This window comes from Bacillus sp. CGMCC 1.60114, assembly GCF_042676365.1.
Lineage (GTDB): Bacteria > Bacillota > Bacilli > Bacillales > Bacillaceae_G > Bacillus_A > Bacillus_A rhizoplanae_A.
Map to the genome: position 1 here is coordinate 23,210 of NZ_JBHTHG010000119.1, position 15,043 is coordinate 38,252.

A 15,043-nucleotide genomic window follows, 5' to 3' on the forward strand; every position below is an offset into this window, starting at 1 on the left:
TCAATTTTATAGGAGTCACCCTTTGTTTTAGCGAGAAATCTTCTTTTTAGTAAATGAAAAAGCAAGAGCAGCAACGAGGATACTTCCTTTTACAATATCTTGAGCATAATAAGGAACATTCATCATTGTTAAACCATTTAAAATAATACCAATTAGAATAGAGCCAAGAAAAGTTCCAATTACGTTCGGTTTTTTTGCACCGAACATTGCATAGCCAATATAAGCGGCAGCGACAGCATCCATTAATAGCGGTGCACCAGCTGATACTTGACCAGTCCCAATACGGCTGCTAAGAACGATGCCGCCAATAGAAGCGAGAAGCCCACTGATCATATAGGCGTATAAACGGTAACGATCTGTAGGAATCCCGGCTAATCGAGCAGCTTCACGGTTTCCGCCTGTCATATAAAAGAAGCGTCCATACGTTGTTTTTTCTAAAAATAAATATGAAGCTAGTACAGTGATAAGCATAATTATTACAGGAACCGGGACACTTGCGATAGAACCTTGGCCAATAAATAAAAAAGAAGGAATAAAATGTCCGGAAGCAGTTCCGTTCGTGCTAGGCATTCCTTCATAAATAGAAGAGCCTTTTGAAAATGTTAGGTGAATTCCGTTAACAATGTACATCACACTTAATGTAGCAAGTAAATCAGGTAGTTTAATACGGATAATGAGTAATGCATTTAGTAATCCAACTAATACCCCACAGCAAATGGGGATTAGTAGTGTAAGTAACAATTCCTGTCTGTATAAAACAAGACATGCTGCAGAAGCAATTGTGGCTAAGCTAGCTGTTGATCCAACTGATAAATCGAAACCGTCAACAATTAATGTAAATGTAACTCCGATGGCAAGTAATGTAACAATAGAAACAGAGCGTAAAATATCACTAATATTTTTATAAGTTAAGAAAGAATCATTTACAATTGAAAAGAAAATAGTAACACCTATAATAATAGCAATTGTACTAAATTGATAGAAAAGATTAGTAGATATAAGTTGCTTTTTTGATTTTGTTTCATGAACTAGATTCAATGGAATGGCTCCCTTCAGATAGATGTAAAAGTTGTTCTGGAGATAGTTCATGTGGACGATATTCTCCTATAAATTCTCCGTTTGCTAATACAAGAATGCGATCTGCGATTTGTAATGCTTCATCTTGTTCTCCAGTGAAATATATAATCGAGCTACCAGCTGCTGTGATTTGTTTAATAAATCGAAAGATATCTTGTTTTGCAGCGACGTCTACTCCTTTTGTTGGTTCATCAAAAAGAAATATGTTTGGTGTAAATCCGATCCATTTTGCTATAGAAACTTTTTGTTGATTGCCCCCGCTAAGTGAATGCACAAATGCATTTGGATCGTTTGGCGAAATACGAAATGAAGAAATGGCTGCTTCTGTATGAGCTCTTTCTGAACGTAATTGTTTCCAGCCGGATTGATGTAAATTTAAATGATCTGTAATGCTTTCCGATAAAAATAACCCTTGTTTTCTTCGTTCTTCGGGTACGAGCGCAATCTTTGCTTGAATGGCATCACGCGGAGTTTTAATTTTTATGTTTTGTTTATTAATTTCTGCTACATAAGAGTGGCGAGCACCAAATAATGTTTCTGCAAGAGTCGTTTTCCCGCTGCCTATTAACCCATATATAACAACTGTTTCCCCCTTGCGAATGTGAAGGGAAAGAGGAGGACGATTCCGATATACATAAAGATTGTCTGCTTGAAATATATATGGTGTTTCTAATTTGCTTTGTGTATTTGCATGCATTGTCATTTGTTTTCCTGTCATCGCTTCAACAATTTGTTGGTCGGTAATTGCAGAAGTGGCTTCAGATAGTGCGACTTTTCCGTCTCGTAATACAGTTACAACATCTGCATATTGCCGAATTTCTGAAATGCGATGAGAAATTAAAACAATTCCAATTCCTTGTGCCTTTAATTGTTGTAATAAATTACCGAAGTTTGCTGCTTCTTTTGGACCAAGTGAAGAAGTAGGTTCATCTAATAAGAGAAAAGCTGCCTTATTTGATAGGGCACGAGCAATGAGAAGCAATTGTTTTTCGTGTAAAGAACAATTTGAAATGTCTTTCCATACATTCAGATCAATATGTACAGCATGCAAATAATGTTCTGCAAGCTGTACGAGTTTTGATTTTGAAAAAAATGTTTTGTTTTGCATTGCTAAATAATCAAGGAGTACATTTTCTAGTACAGACAAATTTGGAACCAATCCGTGATCAACTTCTTGTGTTACGAAAGCAATGCCATGTTTTTTTGCGTCTCGTGGTGAAGAAAAAGAGACTACTTTCTCATCGATGAGAAGTTTTCCAGCAACCGGAGTGATTTCTCCGGTTGCAATTTTTAATAAAGTACTTTTTCCTGCTCCATTCATTCCTAGTAACGCGTGTATTTGTCCTTTTTTAATCGTCATAGAAACATCTTGTAATACCGGAACATCTGTATAATGATGTGCAATGTTTTGGAGTGAAAATGTCATTATTTTTTCTCCTTTTCTAATTTATTCATCCAAGGTGAGTAAGCATCTTTTGAGTTGCCCCAGCCATTTATGTATTTTGATAACTGTTCCATTGCTACACTTTCTGTAGGTAAATTCGTTTTCTTTACAAGATGTGGTTCTAATGAATAAATATCTGGCGTATGTTCTCCTGCAATCTTTTGGTATAAGAAGCGTACTTGTACTTTTCCTACTTCAGCTGGATCTGTGGCAGCTGTTGCGACCCATGGAGAAGCTGGCTTTTGCATTAGTTGTAAATCTTCGTTGCTTAAATCAATACCGTATACTTTTATATCTGTTCGGCCCGCTTGTTCTAGTGCTTTTACTGCACCTTTTGCAAATTCATCCCAAGCGGCAAAAATAGCATCTAATTCTCCTTTTTTTGGATATTTTTTCAGCAATGCTTCTACTTGTGCTTGCGTATCTAGAGCGGTATTGTTACTAGCTGTACCAAAGCGAGCTACTTCTTTTATGTTTGGGTAACGTTTGTAAAAGGCATCGATAATGACGCTGCGGTGTTCCATAGGGGCAAATCCGCCAACCCATACAACGGCAATGTTTCCTTTTCCATTTAAATCTTCAGCTAATGTTTTTAATGATTTCCATGCGAGGCTATAGTCATCTTGATCAATAACAGTAACACCAGGTAAACGTAAATCGTTATCGAATGCTACGACGGGGATGTTTGCTTGTAATGCTTTTTCTACACCTTGTTTTAATGCTTCAGAGCGCCCGTGATCAATTAAAATTCCATCTACTTTTGCGTTAATAGCAGCATCTAAATTGGCAGCCATCTTTGCTAAATCGTTATCGGAGTTGTACACTTGAACGCTTCCGCCGAATTGTTCAATTTGTTTTTTTACTCCTTCAATATATTGAGAAGAGAAAGTGCCAATAGACATTTGCATAATTAAAGCAACTTTTAAAGGTTTTTGTACTTTTTTTGGAATTTCCGTTTGTGAATTCTCTTGTTTTGAAGTTGTTTCTTTTGTAGCTGTTTGTTGAGTTTGAGAAGAAACAGCATCTTGTTCACTTTTACAGGCTGTTAATGTGAATAGCAGAATAATTAATAAGATTGAACATAATTTCTTCATGAAAAATCCCTCCCCGATTTACATACAAGAGCGGGGAGGGAGAGGAAATAAAAAAACGTCTTTTCATCGAAAAGACGCCTTATCATCGTTCTCTTATCTCTCAACACATATGTGTTGTAAGAATTAGCACCGTGCCCATTATGGGTCGGTTGCCGGGTTTCATAGGGCTCATCCCTCCACCTGCTCTTGATAAGACATCAAATATTTAACTAGTTCGAATTATTCCACATTTCTATATAGGTGTCAAACATTTTTTATAAAAAAACTTCCTCATAAAGAGGAAGCTTAATGTGGTATGAATACTAACTGATAAGCGAATAAAATACCGAATACGTATAAAAGCGGATGAACTGCACGGAATTGCCCTTTTGCCATTTTCATAAGCGGGTATGAAATGAAGCCGAGCGCAATACCTGTTGCAATGCTTGATGTAAGCGGCATGGTTAAAATAACTAAAAATGCTGGGAAAGCTTCATCAAATGCATCCCAATCAATATGACGAACTGCGCCCATCATTAAACTACCAACAATAATTAATGATGGAGCTGTAATTGCGGCAACACCAGATACTGCGCCGACAAGCGGGCCGAAGAATGCAGCTACTGCAAATAATATCGCAACAGTTAGTGTTGTTAAACCTGTACGACCACCGGCAGCAACACCAGCAGAAGATTCGATATAAGCAGTCGTTGGTGTTGTACCGAACATTGAGCCAATCGTTGCTGAGATAGAATCTGAAAGAAGGGCACGACCGGATTTTGGAAGTTTACCATCTTTCATAAACCCGCCTTGCTGTGCAACTCCAAGTAATGTACCTGTTGTATCGAATAATGTTACAAGGAGGAGCGAGAAGACAACACCGTATAATCCATAGTTAATAACGTCAGAAAATGCTGTAATTGGATTGGAAACAATCACGCCTTCAGGTAAACCTGGCAGAGATGTAATTCCGTTTGAAAATGTTAATTGTCCAGTAAAATATGCGATAATTCCTGTTAATAACATACCGATAAATAATGCCCCATTTATGTTTAAAGACATAAGTACTAATGTAATACCAAGTCCAGCCAATGCAAGTAAAACAGGCGGAGAGTGAAGATCTCCAAGCCCAACTAAATTTGAGGGATGTTTCGCAACGATGCCTGTCAGACGTAAGCCGATAAATGCGATAAATAAACCGATACCAGCTGTAATTGCATGTTTTAAGTTTTCAGGAATAGCTTCCATTAATTTTGTACGGAAAGAAGTTAATGATAGCAAAATTAAAATTATACCTGCTACGAATACAGCAGAGAAAGCAATTGCATATGTCATACCTTCATGAGTTTTTACAACAGAGTAAGCAAAATAAGCATTTAATCCCATTCCTGGTGCAAGTGCAATTGGTAAATTTGCAAAGAATGCCATAAATAATGTTCCGACAACAGCAGCAATGATTGTCGCTGTAAATGCTTGTTCAAATGGAACGCCTGCATCACCAAGGATGACTGGGTTTACGACAATAATATATGCCATTGTTAAGAAGGTAATAATACCAGCCATAATTTCAGTTTTAATAGAAGTTTGATGTTTTGAAAGGTTAAACATAAAAACATCCTTTCTTTTCACGAATAATTTTCACAACAGTTATATATAATATTCGTTATTTTGTTTTTTTGCAAGAGGTTTACATAAAAAACTTCATATTTCTCTGTATTTTATGTTGAAATTTCGAATATTAAACGTCTTTTTTGTACATATATTTCGCTTTTGTAAGAATAAGTATATTTTTTGATTTGGCACATCATAAGAAAGAGATATGATAAGGAGGTTTTTCTGTATGACACAACAAGAACAACCAAAGAAAACATTGCCCCCGCAACATCAAGAGAGGCAGCCGGGAATTGAGAAAATCATGAATCCACGCCCAAAATGTATAGATGAGAAGTATAAAGGGAGCGGGAAGTTGCAAGGGAAATATGCACTTATTACAGGGGGAGATAGCGGAATTGGCCGAGCAGTAGCTATCGCTTTTGCAAAAGAAGGTGCGAATATAGCAATTGCTTATTTAGATGAACATGAAGATGCAGAAGAAACGAAGCGTTGGGTAGAAGGGCAAGGTGCACAATGTTTTTTATTTCCGGGAGATGTAAGTGATGAACAGCATTGTCAGCAAGTTGTAGCGGAGGCTGCAAAACAATTGGGAGGTTTAAATATTGTTGTGAATAATGTTGCTCAGCAATATCCACAGCAAGGTTTAGAGCAAATTACAGCAGAGCAGCTGGAAAAGACATTTCGAGTTAATATCTTCTCGTATTTTTATATAACAAAAGCTGCACTTGCTCATTTAAAACAAGGTGATGTAATTGTGAATACTGCTTCCATTACGGCATACGAAGGAAATGAGCAGCTCATTGATTATTCAGCAACAAAAGGTGCGATTGTCTCCTTTACACGTTCATTGGCAAAATCGCTGGCTCCAAAAGGTATTCGTGTTAACGGAGTTGCACCAGGTCCAATTTGGACACCACTAATCCCGTCAAGTTTTGATAAGAAAAAAGTATCGGAATTTGGAAGCAATGTACCAATGAAACGGCCGGGACAACCATCTGAGTTAGCACCGGCATATGTATATTTAGCTTCTGATGATTCTACTTATGTTTCTGGACAAATGCTTCATGTTAATGGCGGTGTTATTATAAACGGTTAGATGGCATAGGACTAGCTAGCACCCCGACTACTCGCATGCCGAACATGATCGAAAGGTCTTTATCTTGCTATTTCCGAGCAGTAAAGAATGGAGAAGAACAAGGAAGAAAACTGCCCGTAAACGCCCGATTGGTGAGAGCTTTCCATCAGTGAGAAAAGCGCCACTGCTGGAAGTTTCACTTTATATTCTGTCGAACCGCCGATATCTTTGAGGACACGTAAAAAAAGACTAACTCTTTAAGGCATCTACGCGCCTTTAAGGTTAGCTCTCATTAATGAAATGAGGAACAGCTATTTTGTAGTACTGTTCATAAGAATTGAATTTATAGTAAAAACTAAATGAACCATAGTGTTTTATGGTGAGATTTTGAGGGGAATGTGGAGGTGACATTGATGAAAAAGGCATGTTCCCTTACATTTTTATTTCTTTTCTTTTTTTTATGCGTACCAATTACTTTTGCTGCGGAGAGAGATCATTTATTACTAATAAATCTAGCAACAAACCAATTATCTTTTTTCGAAGACGGAAATTATGTGCGAACTTTTCCTGTCACAACAGGAAGTATGAACACCCCTACACCAGAAGGAACATTTTGCGTTATTAATAAATATAAAAATAAAGCATATCATAGAAAAAATATTCCGGGTGGTTCACCAAATAATCCACTCGGCACTAGGTGGATGGGCATAAATAAAAATCAATATGGGATTCATGGGACAAATCGTGAATGGTCGATTGGCAGCCGCAAGTCAAATGGATGTATTCGCATGTATAATCGTGATATTGAATGGTTGTATGAACGCACTCCATTACAAACGAAGGTAATTATTGCTCATTTTCATACATCTCCTGAATATGCAGCACATCAATTTGGATACCGAGTTGTTAGCTGGAATGGGCATGCTTTAGAGGAAGAGCAAATTGGTAAGATTACGACGATAGACCAAACAAAAATATATTGGCAGGAGCCGAACGGGCAATTTACTGAAATTAAAACTGTACTACCGAATGAAGTATATCCTGTATATTCGCAAGGAAAGAACGGGCTTTATTATGTAGGGAATAATTTATATATTATGGATGAAAAAGAGACAACGGTAAGATATGAACAAATTCCATACTCTGTACTGAGTAATATATACAAACGAAAATATGAAGTGGAGTAAAGGGTACCGCTGGGGCAGGGTATCCTTTTTTTACGCAACAAAATTCCCCTCTGAATATAATATTGTAAAGCTGAGGGGGGATAGGCTATGCAAAATGGAGACAGTCAATTTGCGTTTAAAATTTTTTTAATTACACTTTGTTTATTTGTTATATATTTGTATGTTTCATTTATTTTTTCTATATACATTCCATATATAGACTTATTATTGTTAATGGGATTTGTATGGGCATTTGTTGAGGCAAGAGAATGTGAAGATAGTCTATATCGATGGATTACATTATTTGGTACGGTTTTTATTGTTATTGTATATATTTCAATGATGCATGCTACCTGGAAACAGGGGGTTATTTTGATATAAAAGCGTACGATTAGTAATACGCTTTTATATCTTCAAGTGTTGGGAGTGAAGAAATTGCTCCGTAATTTGTGCAAGTAAGTGCACCAACTTTGTTTGCAAATGATATATATTGTTGTAATTTTGTAAAATCTATATGAACGCGTTCTTCTTTTGCGAATTGATACAGCATTGCACCGACAAAAGTATCACCGGCACCAGTTGTATCGACTTGTTGTACCTTAATGGATGGAATAATAGTTTGAGTCTCATTTGTTGTAAGAAGTGTACCTCGTTCTCCAAGTGTAATGGCAATAGCTTTTGCTCCGTATGATAATAATACTTCAGCAGCTTTATCGGAAAATTGGCAAGAAAACTCCATCTTCAAAACGAGTAGGGCATAGCCCAGTTTAAGGTAGAGATGAATTGTCATCGCATTTGTAAAAATATTTTCGTTATATTACGAACGTATGTTCTTTTCAGCTGTTTTGTAGTATCATGAAGAAAAGAAGGAGGTGAACATGATGACAAAAGAAAAAGAATATGCAACCTATCAAATTTGGATCAAGAAAGGTCATAAATTGTACGTATACTTCATGGAAATGTGTCAAAATGCAAAAAATCTCTACAATACAACAAACTTCTATATTCGCCAAGTTTATACGGCCTTACGTAATGAAAAGCCATTACAGCCGCTTCAACAAGAAGTTCTTCGTACATTGCAAGCACATATTGAAATCATGAATGAAAATCAACTGTATGCGTATCAAAAACGCGTGCAAAAACAAAAAGAAAAACTTGTGAAAGAACAGAAAGATGTAAAATGTAACTTGTTTACATTCCCGACAAAAGAGAAATCGTTTCTATCGTATAACTTTTTAGATTGTTTGTTTAAAACAATGAAGCAACAAGATTATATGAATTTGCCAGCGCAAACCAATCAAGCAGTTATGAAGAAGTTGTATCAAAATTGGAAATCATTCTTCGCTTCTATGAAAGCATATCAGAAACATCCTTCCACTTTTACGGGCAGACCTCGCATTCCAAAATATATCAAATCATCTATGAAAGAAATTGTATTCACGAATCAAGTATGTAAACTCCAAGAGAAGTACATTCGTTTTCCGAAAACAAGCATAAAATTAAATATTGGTAAATTGTTTGGGCGGATTGGTAGTCTCAAAGAGGTACGTGTTTCTCCTGCTTATGGGAAGTTTAAGGTGGAAATTGTGACTGAACAATCTGAGCCAGCACCTAAGCATGTAGACAACCATCGCTACATGAGTATTGATTTAGGGATCAATAACATTGCAACTATCATAACGAATACAGGGGCCACTCCTGTGTTAGTAAAGGGCAATGTCATCAAAAGCATCAATCAATATTACAACAAGCAAAAGGCTTATTTACTGGGTATTCTTCGTCATGGAAAAGAACCAAAAGAAGGACCACATACATCAAAGCGTTTAGAAAGGCTTCATGAAAAACGGTTTCTCAAAATAAAAGATATCTTCCACAAAATGAGTTACCACATTGTTCAGATGGCGGTTCAACAAGAACTCTCTATGATTGTGATTGGGAAAAATACATCATGGAAACAAAGCAGTGATATGGGAAAACAACAGAATCAATCGTTCTGCCATATCCCGCATAATCTACTCATTGAAATGATCACCTATAAGGCAAAATGAAAAGGTATTCTTGTACGAGTTGTAGAAGAATCGTATACAAGTAAAGCATCCTTTCTAAACAATGATGCAATCCCAACTTACGGTGAGGAAGATATTCCTGAGTTCAGTGGAAAACGGATCACACGTGGCTTGTATCGTACGAAAGAGAACAAATTACTAAACGCAGATGTGAATGGTTCCTATAACATCTTAAAAAAAGCAGTTCCAAAGGCGTTTGCCGATGGAATAGAGGGGTTGTGCCATCAGGCAGCTGTGTCAACTCCACTCGTGTTAAGAATCTCTTGAAGTGATACACGAGAAACCCCCACTTCAAGATCCGAAGGAGATAAGTGGCGGGAGTTTTCATAAGCATAGATGTATCCACATCTGCATCTCGTAAAGTTTTTTCTAGAAATTCTCCAAATGGATCATTTCCGACTTATCCCATAAAAGCAGCTTTTCCACCTAACTTTGTAATGGCTGCAGCGACATTTGCAGGCGCTCCGCCCGCTTTCTTTTCGAATCTAATTCCATTTATTAATGATACGTTTGAATCACGACAAACAAAATCAATTAATAATTCCCCAATACAGAAAACTTGTTTCATCTCATTTGCTCCTAACTGATTTTCTTTTATATATAGTATGGAAGGAAAAAGAGAAAAAAGAAAGCCCATCTCATGCAGTGTGAGATGGGCAGTTGTTTAGTATCTTGGTTGAAAGGTATGGCAACATGTTTCTACACTCGTTGTTGCCGAGCTTTCTATCGCTTGTCCAGATAATATTGTATTTGTAAATGACTCGTCCGCTGATTGTATAGATTCTTGAGAGTCAGGTTGAACGAGGATGGTATTTGCTTGACAAAAGTTACCTTGTCCCCAAAATGAGCAGTTGGAGACAGAACATCGTACTTCTGGCATAGGATCCCCTCCTTATACAAGTAGTGTGAGATTTTTGTACCCACTTCATGTATAAAGGAAGTTTCCTTTTCTTGTTACTTCTTGTTTGCTGTAAACCATTCTTTGAACTTGTCTTTTGACTCTTCTCCCTCAATGCGGCTTACTTCTTTTCCTTCTTTAAAGCGAATAATCGTTGGTGTACCTGTAATTTTAAATTCATCCCACACAGCGTTTGGTTCATTTTCTAAGTCGATAACTTTCATATCAATGTTCATATCTTTTGCCATTGGAATGACAATTGGCGATACTCTTTTACAATGTGGACAATCTGTTTGATAGAAGTAAATTGTTTGATCTTTCTTTTCTGTTACATTTTTTCGGAGATCTTCTAAAGAAATTTTATTCGTATAGTAGTCTGTTGCATTTTCTTGTTTTTGTTCAGCATTTGTTACTGCAAAAATAGCGATTAATAAAGCGACGACAATGCCGCCAAAAAGAAACATTTTTTTCATTATTTCATCTCCTTATTTGTTTTTAGTAAAAGGAAACTGCAAATAGAGATAATTACAAAAGCAGTTAGTGCTAGAAATGGAATTGTGATAAAGCCAAACCAATTAATATACTCTCCTGTACAAGGAACTCGCCCACATACTGCTCCAGCTGCTGAGAGAGCAGGTATCTTTTGAAGGGCATAATGATATAGCGATATACAGGCACCGATGCTTGCAATTGGTAAGGCATATGTGGCAATGCGGTAATCTTTGCGTGCAACTGCAATGCCAAGTAGTAACACAAATGGATACATAAAAATACGTTGGTACCAACATAATGTACATGGTTCAAATTTCATAATTTCGGAAAAATATAAGCTTCCGAGTGTAGCGATAAACGAAGTTCCCCAAGCCGTAAATAACAAAGTTTCTTGTTTTTTTTCGCGATCCATTCTTTATACCTCTCTTATAATAGTTACATACAAAATTATAGTACGAGGAGGAGTGGAAAAGAAAGAGAAAACATTCAACATAATAAAAGTTTTTTGCGATGAAAACTTGGAAATAAAAAAACAAGGTGATGTACACCTTGTTTTTACTTGATTGTAACGAGCAAAATTAATGATTAACAGCTTTCGTTGAATCGATAAAAAATTTTTGAATGGCTTCTTTATTTTTTTGTGGGTGAAGCTGTAATACTGCCCCAGCATGCTCGTATGTTTTTTCTTCATATCCATTTGCCACTGGAATTCGCATCGTTTCCATCTTTTCAATAGGATGGAATAAAACGTTGCTGCCGAGTGAAAATAATGTTTGAGTATCCATACTAGTATGGATATAAGGGAGAAGGTCTTGTATTACCGTGGGTAATTGAAATACACCGTCTACGGATTGAACTTTTTCAGTAAAGGTTTTTTGCAGAGCCTGTAGTACTTCTTGTTGGCGTTGTACACGTCCAAAATCACTTTCAGCATCATGACGGAAACGTGCGTATTTTAATAATTCTTTTCCATGTAGTCGTTGGGATCCGGGTTGTAATTGTAATCCCATGTCATCGATGATTGCTTGTGTTACATTCACGGCAATTCCTTCTGGAGCGACGGTATCTACAATTTTTTCAAATGCCGCAAAGTCGATTGTAACGTAATGTGAAACATCAATTCCGAAGTTATGTTGAATGGTTTTTCGTAATAATTCAGGACCTCCATAATAGTAGGAAGCATTGATTTTATTATATTTTTTATCATAGTTAGGAATTTCTACATAGCTATCCCGCATAATAGAAGCGAGTTTTACACTTTTTTCTTTTTTATTGTATTGTGCAATCATGATTGTATCAGCTCTAGCTTGTTTTTCTCCGCGTGAATCATTTCCGATAAGTAGCACGTTAATTGTTCCTTGCTCGTTTTTAGCTCCTTGAAATGGTTGGAAGTTTTCAGGATTATTTTGTTTTGCGGATTTTTGACAGCCAAGCATAAACAATGCAATAAGTAAAAATAAGTAAATGTGCTTTTTCACATGATCACGTCCGTCTACTTAATATTCATTATGTATTATGAACAGTGGACTGGAAAAATATACAAAGACGCTATCCCGGTGCATAGGGATAGCGTTTTATGGTAGTAAAAGCCTGATTGGTGAGAGCTTTCCATCAGTGGGGGATGAAGCCTCCCGCCGATGGAAGTCTCACTTTATTTACATATGAACTTGTTCCGCTTGCTCTGCTTGTTCTGTATATGTTTTTTGCGTGGCATGATCAATATATTGAAACAAAAGTTGGAGTTTTTGATCAACTTCTGATAAATCTTTACCGTATTGATAAGCATGTAGAAAGTGTTCAATTCGTTTCGAAAACAGCTCATCTTCTGTTTGTACCATAAGTACAAGCAGCTTCTCCCAATTACAGCAATACGTGTAATAGAGAGCTTTATCGTAGTCGGTGTATGTGTGCATTTTGTACCTCCTTAGTGAGGAGTTATATATAGTGTGTGACAGAGAAGAAGAAATACACTTGAAAGAATTTGTTAACAGAATGTTATGGTAAAAAGAGGAGGAATTAATGAATGTACACTTTAATAATAAAATATGAGCATCTATTTTTTGTATTTTTGGCGTAGTTGCAGGATATTAAACTTTCTATATGTAATTATATATTAAGATATTATGTTAATATTAACGGTTTCCAAAACAGTATTTCAAGAAATAGTCGCTTTGGGTAATATGAAATCGGGTGCGAAAAACATGACATTTTGTATAAAAGATGCAGATGATACAGTTGGAACTTCACTTCAGAGATGGTATTCTTACGAAATAGATAGTGATTTTAAAGAAAAAACGAGGGATTATCTCCCTCGTTTTTCTTTCATTCAAATGGGAAATATTTTAATACATCATGAAGCAAAATGACCTATAAAAGCTTGCTTCGCGTATAGGATTACTGTGAAAGTTTCACTTTATTCTTTTGGCATTGGGGTAGGTGTTGGTTTCGCATATCCTTCTTTATATTTGCTGTCAATGTAGTTTCGAATTTCAAGTGGTGATTTCCCTTTGTCTTGTAATCTTGCCGCGTCTAATGCAATCTGTAGACAATTTACACAAGTTGTTGCATGAGAATCCCAAACAACTTGACCATTTTTTTTGATTTCACGAATGAAACAGTCTTTATTGCTTTTATGCCCGACACTTTCACCGCATCCGCAGTAGCATGGAATCCATTGAAGTAATTCAGCGTGTTTTGCTGCTACAGCATAAACTTGTTTTATTTGCGCATCATGTCCAGATAAAAAAGAAGGGAGTGTATCGATTCCTTTTGTTGTTTCGGCGATATCCCTTTGTTCTTGGTGATGTTCATGTGGTGAAGTGGAGGAACTTGTTTCTTTTGCTGGTTGTTTATGTTCATGTGATGAAGTGGAAGAACTTGTTTCTTTTGCTGACTGTTTATCTTCAGTATTCGTGCAGCCTATCATTGTAAAGGCAAGTATTCCTGTCATGCTGCATAATAAAAGCGGCTTTTTCATCAATATTTCTCCTTTACTTTAATTTTACTAAAATTGTAACAAACTTCCCAGTTGTTTCCTATGAGGAAGTGTTATTTTTCAACCGATAACAAAAATAGTGCCAAACAAAAAGGACAGGTATATAAACATATATTAAATACAATCCCATTTTAGAAGTATAAGTATTTAATGTGTTGATGGATTCACGGTTCATAAAAAATAAGGAGCTAATATAAATGATTCCAATAAATATTGGAAAAGCAACCTTAAATGGTAATTGAAAAGAACGGCGTGCAGCTTGGCAAGAAGCCCATATTGTTAAGCAAAGATTCGGTAAAATGATGAGAAACCAAAGGAAGATAATCACGTATTCAAATCGCTGAATAAAAGGGATTTTAATGATTTTGAACATCGTTAATGTCCCCCATACTGTGTGCTGCAGCAGGCCTTCGCTGAAATAGACAAATGATAGCAAGGCTACAAGCACATATAGCAAGGTTGTAAAAAAAATACTAAAATGTGCCCACCGCTTTACGCTTTTTCCTTTTTCAATAAGTGGATAAAACATAAGCAATGTTTCAAATCCTAGAAATTCTAACGAAGCCTGCTTTGCCGATCGCATAATATCGGAAAAAGAGTGAGTGAAAACAGGTAAAATATTGCGGAAATGAGCGTATTTAAGTGGGAAAACGAAAAAGGAAAGTATTAAAAGAGGTAAGATAACGCCCCAAAAGCATATGCCTGTTATAGAGCGAAATCCTCCGCTTAAAATGTAGTACACAACGCATAAAATAAGAAGCCCAACTTGCCATAATTTTATAGTAGGAAATACCCATACTTGAACAACTTCAATATATGTTCGAAAAATAGTAAGACAAGATAGTCCGTAATATATCATAAAGAATATTGTAAAGACTTTACCTAGCCATTTTCCGAAGCATGTAGTATGAATGTTAATTAAATCATTATCTTTTTCAAGCATTTTAAGCATGCAAAATAAAACGAAATGTGTAATGACTCCCATGATAATAATGGAAATCCAAGCATCATAGCCAGCATGTTTAATAATAATACGCTGAAAGCCTAAAATTCCTACTCCTATTTGAAGAGAGTGAATTAAAAAAAACGTAAAATAAGGAGAAAACGTAAATTCTTTGCTATGTAGATTCATTTTTTTCTCCT

General features: G+C 36.2%; 15 protein-coding genes, 3 pseudogenes and 1 riboswitch. Of the genes and pseudogenes, 5 read left to right on the forward strand and 13 right to left on the reverse strand.

The annotated features are described in order from the left end of the window. Positions 1-27 precede the first annotated feature (27 nt). From ACFQZ1_RS25620 to ACFQZ1_RS25635, 4 genes are all read right to left on the reverse strand, one after another. Positions 28-1,038 carry an ABC transporter permease gene (locus ACFQZ1_RS25620; RefSeq protein ID WP_377885013.1) on the reverse strand — a complete coding sequence of 337 codons (1,011 nt, stop codon included), beginning with the start codon at positions 1,036-1,038 and terminating at the stop codon, positions 28-30. Beyond that, positions 1,022-2,506, reverse strand: a complete 1,485-nt coding sequence (locus ACFQZ1_RS25625) for a sugar ABC transporter ATP-binding protein (RefSeq protein WP_377885162.1) — start codon at positions 2,504-2,506, stop codon at positions 1,022-1,024. The genes ACFQZ1_RS25620 and ACFQZ1_RS25625 overlap by 17 nt, the downstream gene beginning before the upstream one ends. Then, positions 2,503-3,615: a sugar ABC transporter substrate-binding protein gene (locus ACFQZ1_RS25630; RefSeq protein ID WP_377885014.1), complete on the reverse strand. Its 1,113-nt coding sequence runs from the start codon at positions 3,613-3,615 to the stop codon at positions 2,503-2,505. Before ACFQZ1_RS25630 ends, ACFQZ1_RS25625 begins: the two co-directional genes overlap by 4 nt. Before the next feature lie 90 nt (positions 3,616-3,705). After that, positions 3,706-3,811: riboswitch (SAM riboswitch) on the reverse strand. A gap of 89 nt (positions 3,812-3,900) precedes the next feature. Then, positions 3,901-5,202, reverse strand: a complete 1,302-nt coding sequence (locus ACFQZ1_RS25635) for an NCS2 family permease (RefSeq protein WP_377885015.1) — start codon at positions 5,200-5,202, stop codon at positions 3,901-3,903. Positions 5,203-5,434: 232 nt separating this feature from the next. Here ACFQZ1_RS25635 and ACFQZ1_RS25640 point away from each other — a divergent pair, with 232 nt between their 5' ends. The 3 genes from ACFQZ1_RS25640 (at position 5,435) to ACFQZ1_RS25650 (ending at position 7,830) form a co-directional block, all read left to right on the forward strand. Further along, positions 5,435-6,304, forward strand: coding sequence for an SDR family oxidoreductase (locus tag ACFQZ1_RS25640; protein ID WP_377885016.1), 870 nt, complete (start codon positions 5,435-5,437; stop codon positions 6,302-6,304). 392 nt (positions 6,305-6,696) lie between these two features. Continuing rightward, complete coding sequence (locus tag ACFQZ1_RS25645) at positions 6,697-7,470, forward strand: L,D-transpeptidase (RefSeq protein WP_377885017.1); 774 nt, start codon at positions 6,697-6,699, stop codon at positions 7,468-7,470. A gap of 87 nt (positions 7,471-7,557) precedes the next feature. Continuing rightward, complete coding sequence (locus ACFQZ1_RS25650) at positions 7,558-7,830, forward strand: hypothetical protein (protein ID WP_377885018.1); 273 nt, start codon at positions 7,558-7,560, stop codon at positions 7,828-7,830. Positions 7,831-7,840: 10 nt separating this feature from the next. Here ACFQZ1_RS25650 and ACFQZ1_RS25655 read toward each other — a convergent pair. Beyond that, positions 7,841-8,161, reverse strand: a pseudogene (locus ACFQZ1_RS25655) (PfkB family carbohydrate kinase); the annotation flags it as partial. Positions 8,162-8,330: 169 nt separating this feature from the next. Between ACFQZ1_RS25655 and ACFQZ1_RS25660 the strand changes: the two are divergent. After that, positions 8,331-9,782 (forward strand): annotated as a pseudogene (locus ACFQZ1_RS25660) (RNA-guided endonuclease InsQ/TnpB family protein). A 37-nt stretch (positions 9,783-9,819) separates the two neighbouring features. Here the strand turns inward: ACFQZ1_RS25660 and ACFQZ1_RS25665 are convergent. The 6 genes and pseudogenes from ACFQZ1_RS25665 to ACFQZ1_RS25690 all read right to left on the reverse strand — a co-directional run. After that, positions 9,820-10,083, reverse strand: a pseudogene (locus ACFQZ1_RS25665) (PfkB family carbohydrate kinase); the annotation flags it as partial. A gap of 96 nt (positions 10,084-10,179) precedes the next feature. Continuing rightward, positions 10,180-10,395 (reverse strand): DUF1540 domain-containing protein, encoded by a 216-nt coding sequence (locus ACFQZ1_RS25670; RefSeq protein ID WP_377885019.1) that lies wholly within the window; start codon positions 10,393-10,395, stop codon positions 10,180-10,182. A 74-nt stretch (positions 10,396-10,469) separates the two neighbouring features. Beyond that, the gene (locus ACFQZ1_RS25675; RefSeq protein WP_377885020.1) at positions 10,470-10,886 is read right to left on the reverse strand and encodes a thioredoxin family protein; all 417 of its coding nucleotides are present in this window, start codon (positions 10,884-10,886) and stop codon (positions 10,470-10,472) included. Beyond that, entirely contained in the window at positions 10,886-11,317 is a 432-nt protein-coding gene (locus ACFQZ1_RS25680) for a disulfide formation protein C (protein WP_377885021.1), read from the reverse strand. The genes ACFQZ1_RS25675 and ACFQZ1_RS25680 overlap by 1 nt, the downstream gene beginning before the upstream one ends. 166 nt (positions 11,318-11,483) lie before the next feature. Then, positions 11,484-12,383 carry an LCP family protein gene (locus ACFQZ1_RS25685; RefSeq protein ID WP_377885022.1) on the reverse strand — a complete coding sequence of 300 codons (900 nt, stop codon included), beginning with the start codon at positions 12,381-12,383 and terminating at the stop codon, positions 11,484-11,486. A 177-nt stretch (positions 12,384-12,560) separates the two neighbouring features. Then, a complete protein-coding gene (locus ACFQZ1_RS25690) occupies positions 12,561-12,818 on the reverse strand; it encodes a YhdB family protein (protein WP_377885023.1) in 258 nt (85 codons plus the stop codon). Between the two features lie 288 nt (positions 12,819-13,106). Here ACFQZ1_RS25690 and ACFQZ1_RS25695 point away from each other — a divergent pair, with 288 nt between their 5' ends. Further along, the gene (locus ACFQZ1_RS25695; RefSeq protein ID WP_377885024.1) at positions 13,107-13,271 is read left to right on the forward strand and encodes a hypothetical protein; all 165 of its coding nucleotides are present in this window, start codon (positions 13,107-13,109) and stop codon (positions 13,269-13,271) included. A 47-nt stretch (positions 13,272-13,318) separates the two neighbouring features. Here ACFQZ1_RS25695 and ACFQZ1_RS25700 read toward each other — a convergent pair whose 3' ends face one another. Continuing rightward, complete coding sequence (locus ACFQZ1_RS25700; protein ID WP_377885025.1) at positions 13,319-13,882, reverse strand: PCYCGC motif-containing (lipo)protein; 564 nt, start codon at positions 13,880-13,882, stop codon at positions 13,319-13,321. 58 nt (positions 13,883-13,940) lie between these two features. Next, the gene (locus ACFQZ1_RS25705) at positions 13,941-15,032 is read right to left on the reverse strand and encodes a GerAB/ArcD/ProY family transporter (protein WP_377885026.1); all 1,092 of its coding nucleotides are present in this window, start codon (positions 15,030-15,032) and stop codon (positions 13,941-13,943) included. Positions 15,033-15,043 lie beyond the last annotated feature (11 nt).

What these genes read in the sequence shown, in the direction of transcription:
- ACFQZ1_RS25635 (WP_377885015.1), bottom strand. Translation starts at nt 5,202, where the DNA reads ATGTTTAACCTTTCAAAACATCAAACTTCTATTAAAACTGAAATTATG.
- ACFQZ1_RS25675 (WP_377885020.1), bottom strand. Translation starts at nt 10,886, where the DNA reads ATGAAAAAAATGTTTCTTTTTGGCGGCATTGTCGTCGCTTTATTAATC.
- ACFQZ1_RS25650 (WP_377885018.1), top strand. Translation starts at nt 7,558, where the DNA reads ATGCAAAATGGAGACAGTCAATTTGCGTTTAAAATTTTTTTAATTACA.
- ACFQZ1_RS25695 (WP_377885024.1), top strand. Translation starts at nt 13,107, where the DNA reads ATGACATTTTGTATAAAAGATGCAGATGATACAGTTGGAACTTCACTT.
- ACFQZ1_RS25640 (WP_377885016.1), top strand. Translation starts at nt 5,435, where the DNA reads ATGACACAACAAGAACAACCAAAGAAAACATTGCCCCCGCAACATCAA.
- ACFQZ1_RS25680 (WP_377885021.1), bottom strand. Translation starts at nt 11,317, where the DNA reads ATGGATCGCGAAAAAAAACAAGAAACTTTGTTATTTACGGCTTGGGGA.
- ACFQZ1_RS25630 (WP_377885014.1), bottom strand. Translation starts at nt 3,615, where the DNA reads ATGAAGAAATTATGTTCAATCTTATTAATTATTCTGCTATTCACATTA.
- ACFQZ1_RS25705 (WP_377885026.1), bottom strand. Translation starts at nt 15,032, where the DNA reads ATGAATCTACATAGCAAAGAATTTACGTTTTCTCCTTATTTTACGTTT.
- ACFQZ1_RS25700 (WP_377885025.1), bottom strand. Translation starts at nt 13,882, where the DNA reads ATGAAAAAGCCGCTTTTATTATGCAGCATGACAGGAATACTTGCCTTT.
- ACFQZ1_RS25690 (WP_377885023.1), bottom strand. Translation starts at nt 12,818, where the DNA reads ATGCACACATACACCGACTACGATAAAGCTCTCTATTACACGTATTGC.
- ACFQZ1_RS25645 (WP_377885017.1), top strand. Translation starts at nt 6,697, where the DNA reads ATGAAAAAGGCATGTTCCCTTACATTTTTATTTCTTTTCTTTTTTTTA.
- ACFQZ1_RS25670 (WP_377885019.1), bottom strand. Translation starts at nt 10,395, where the DNA reads ATGCCAGAAGTACGATGTTCTGTCTCCAACTGCTCATTTTGGGGACAA.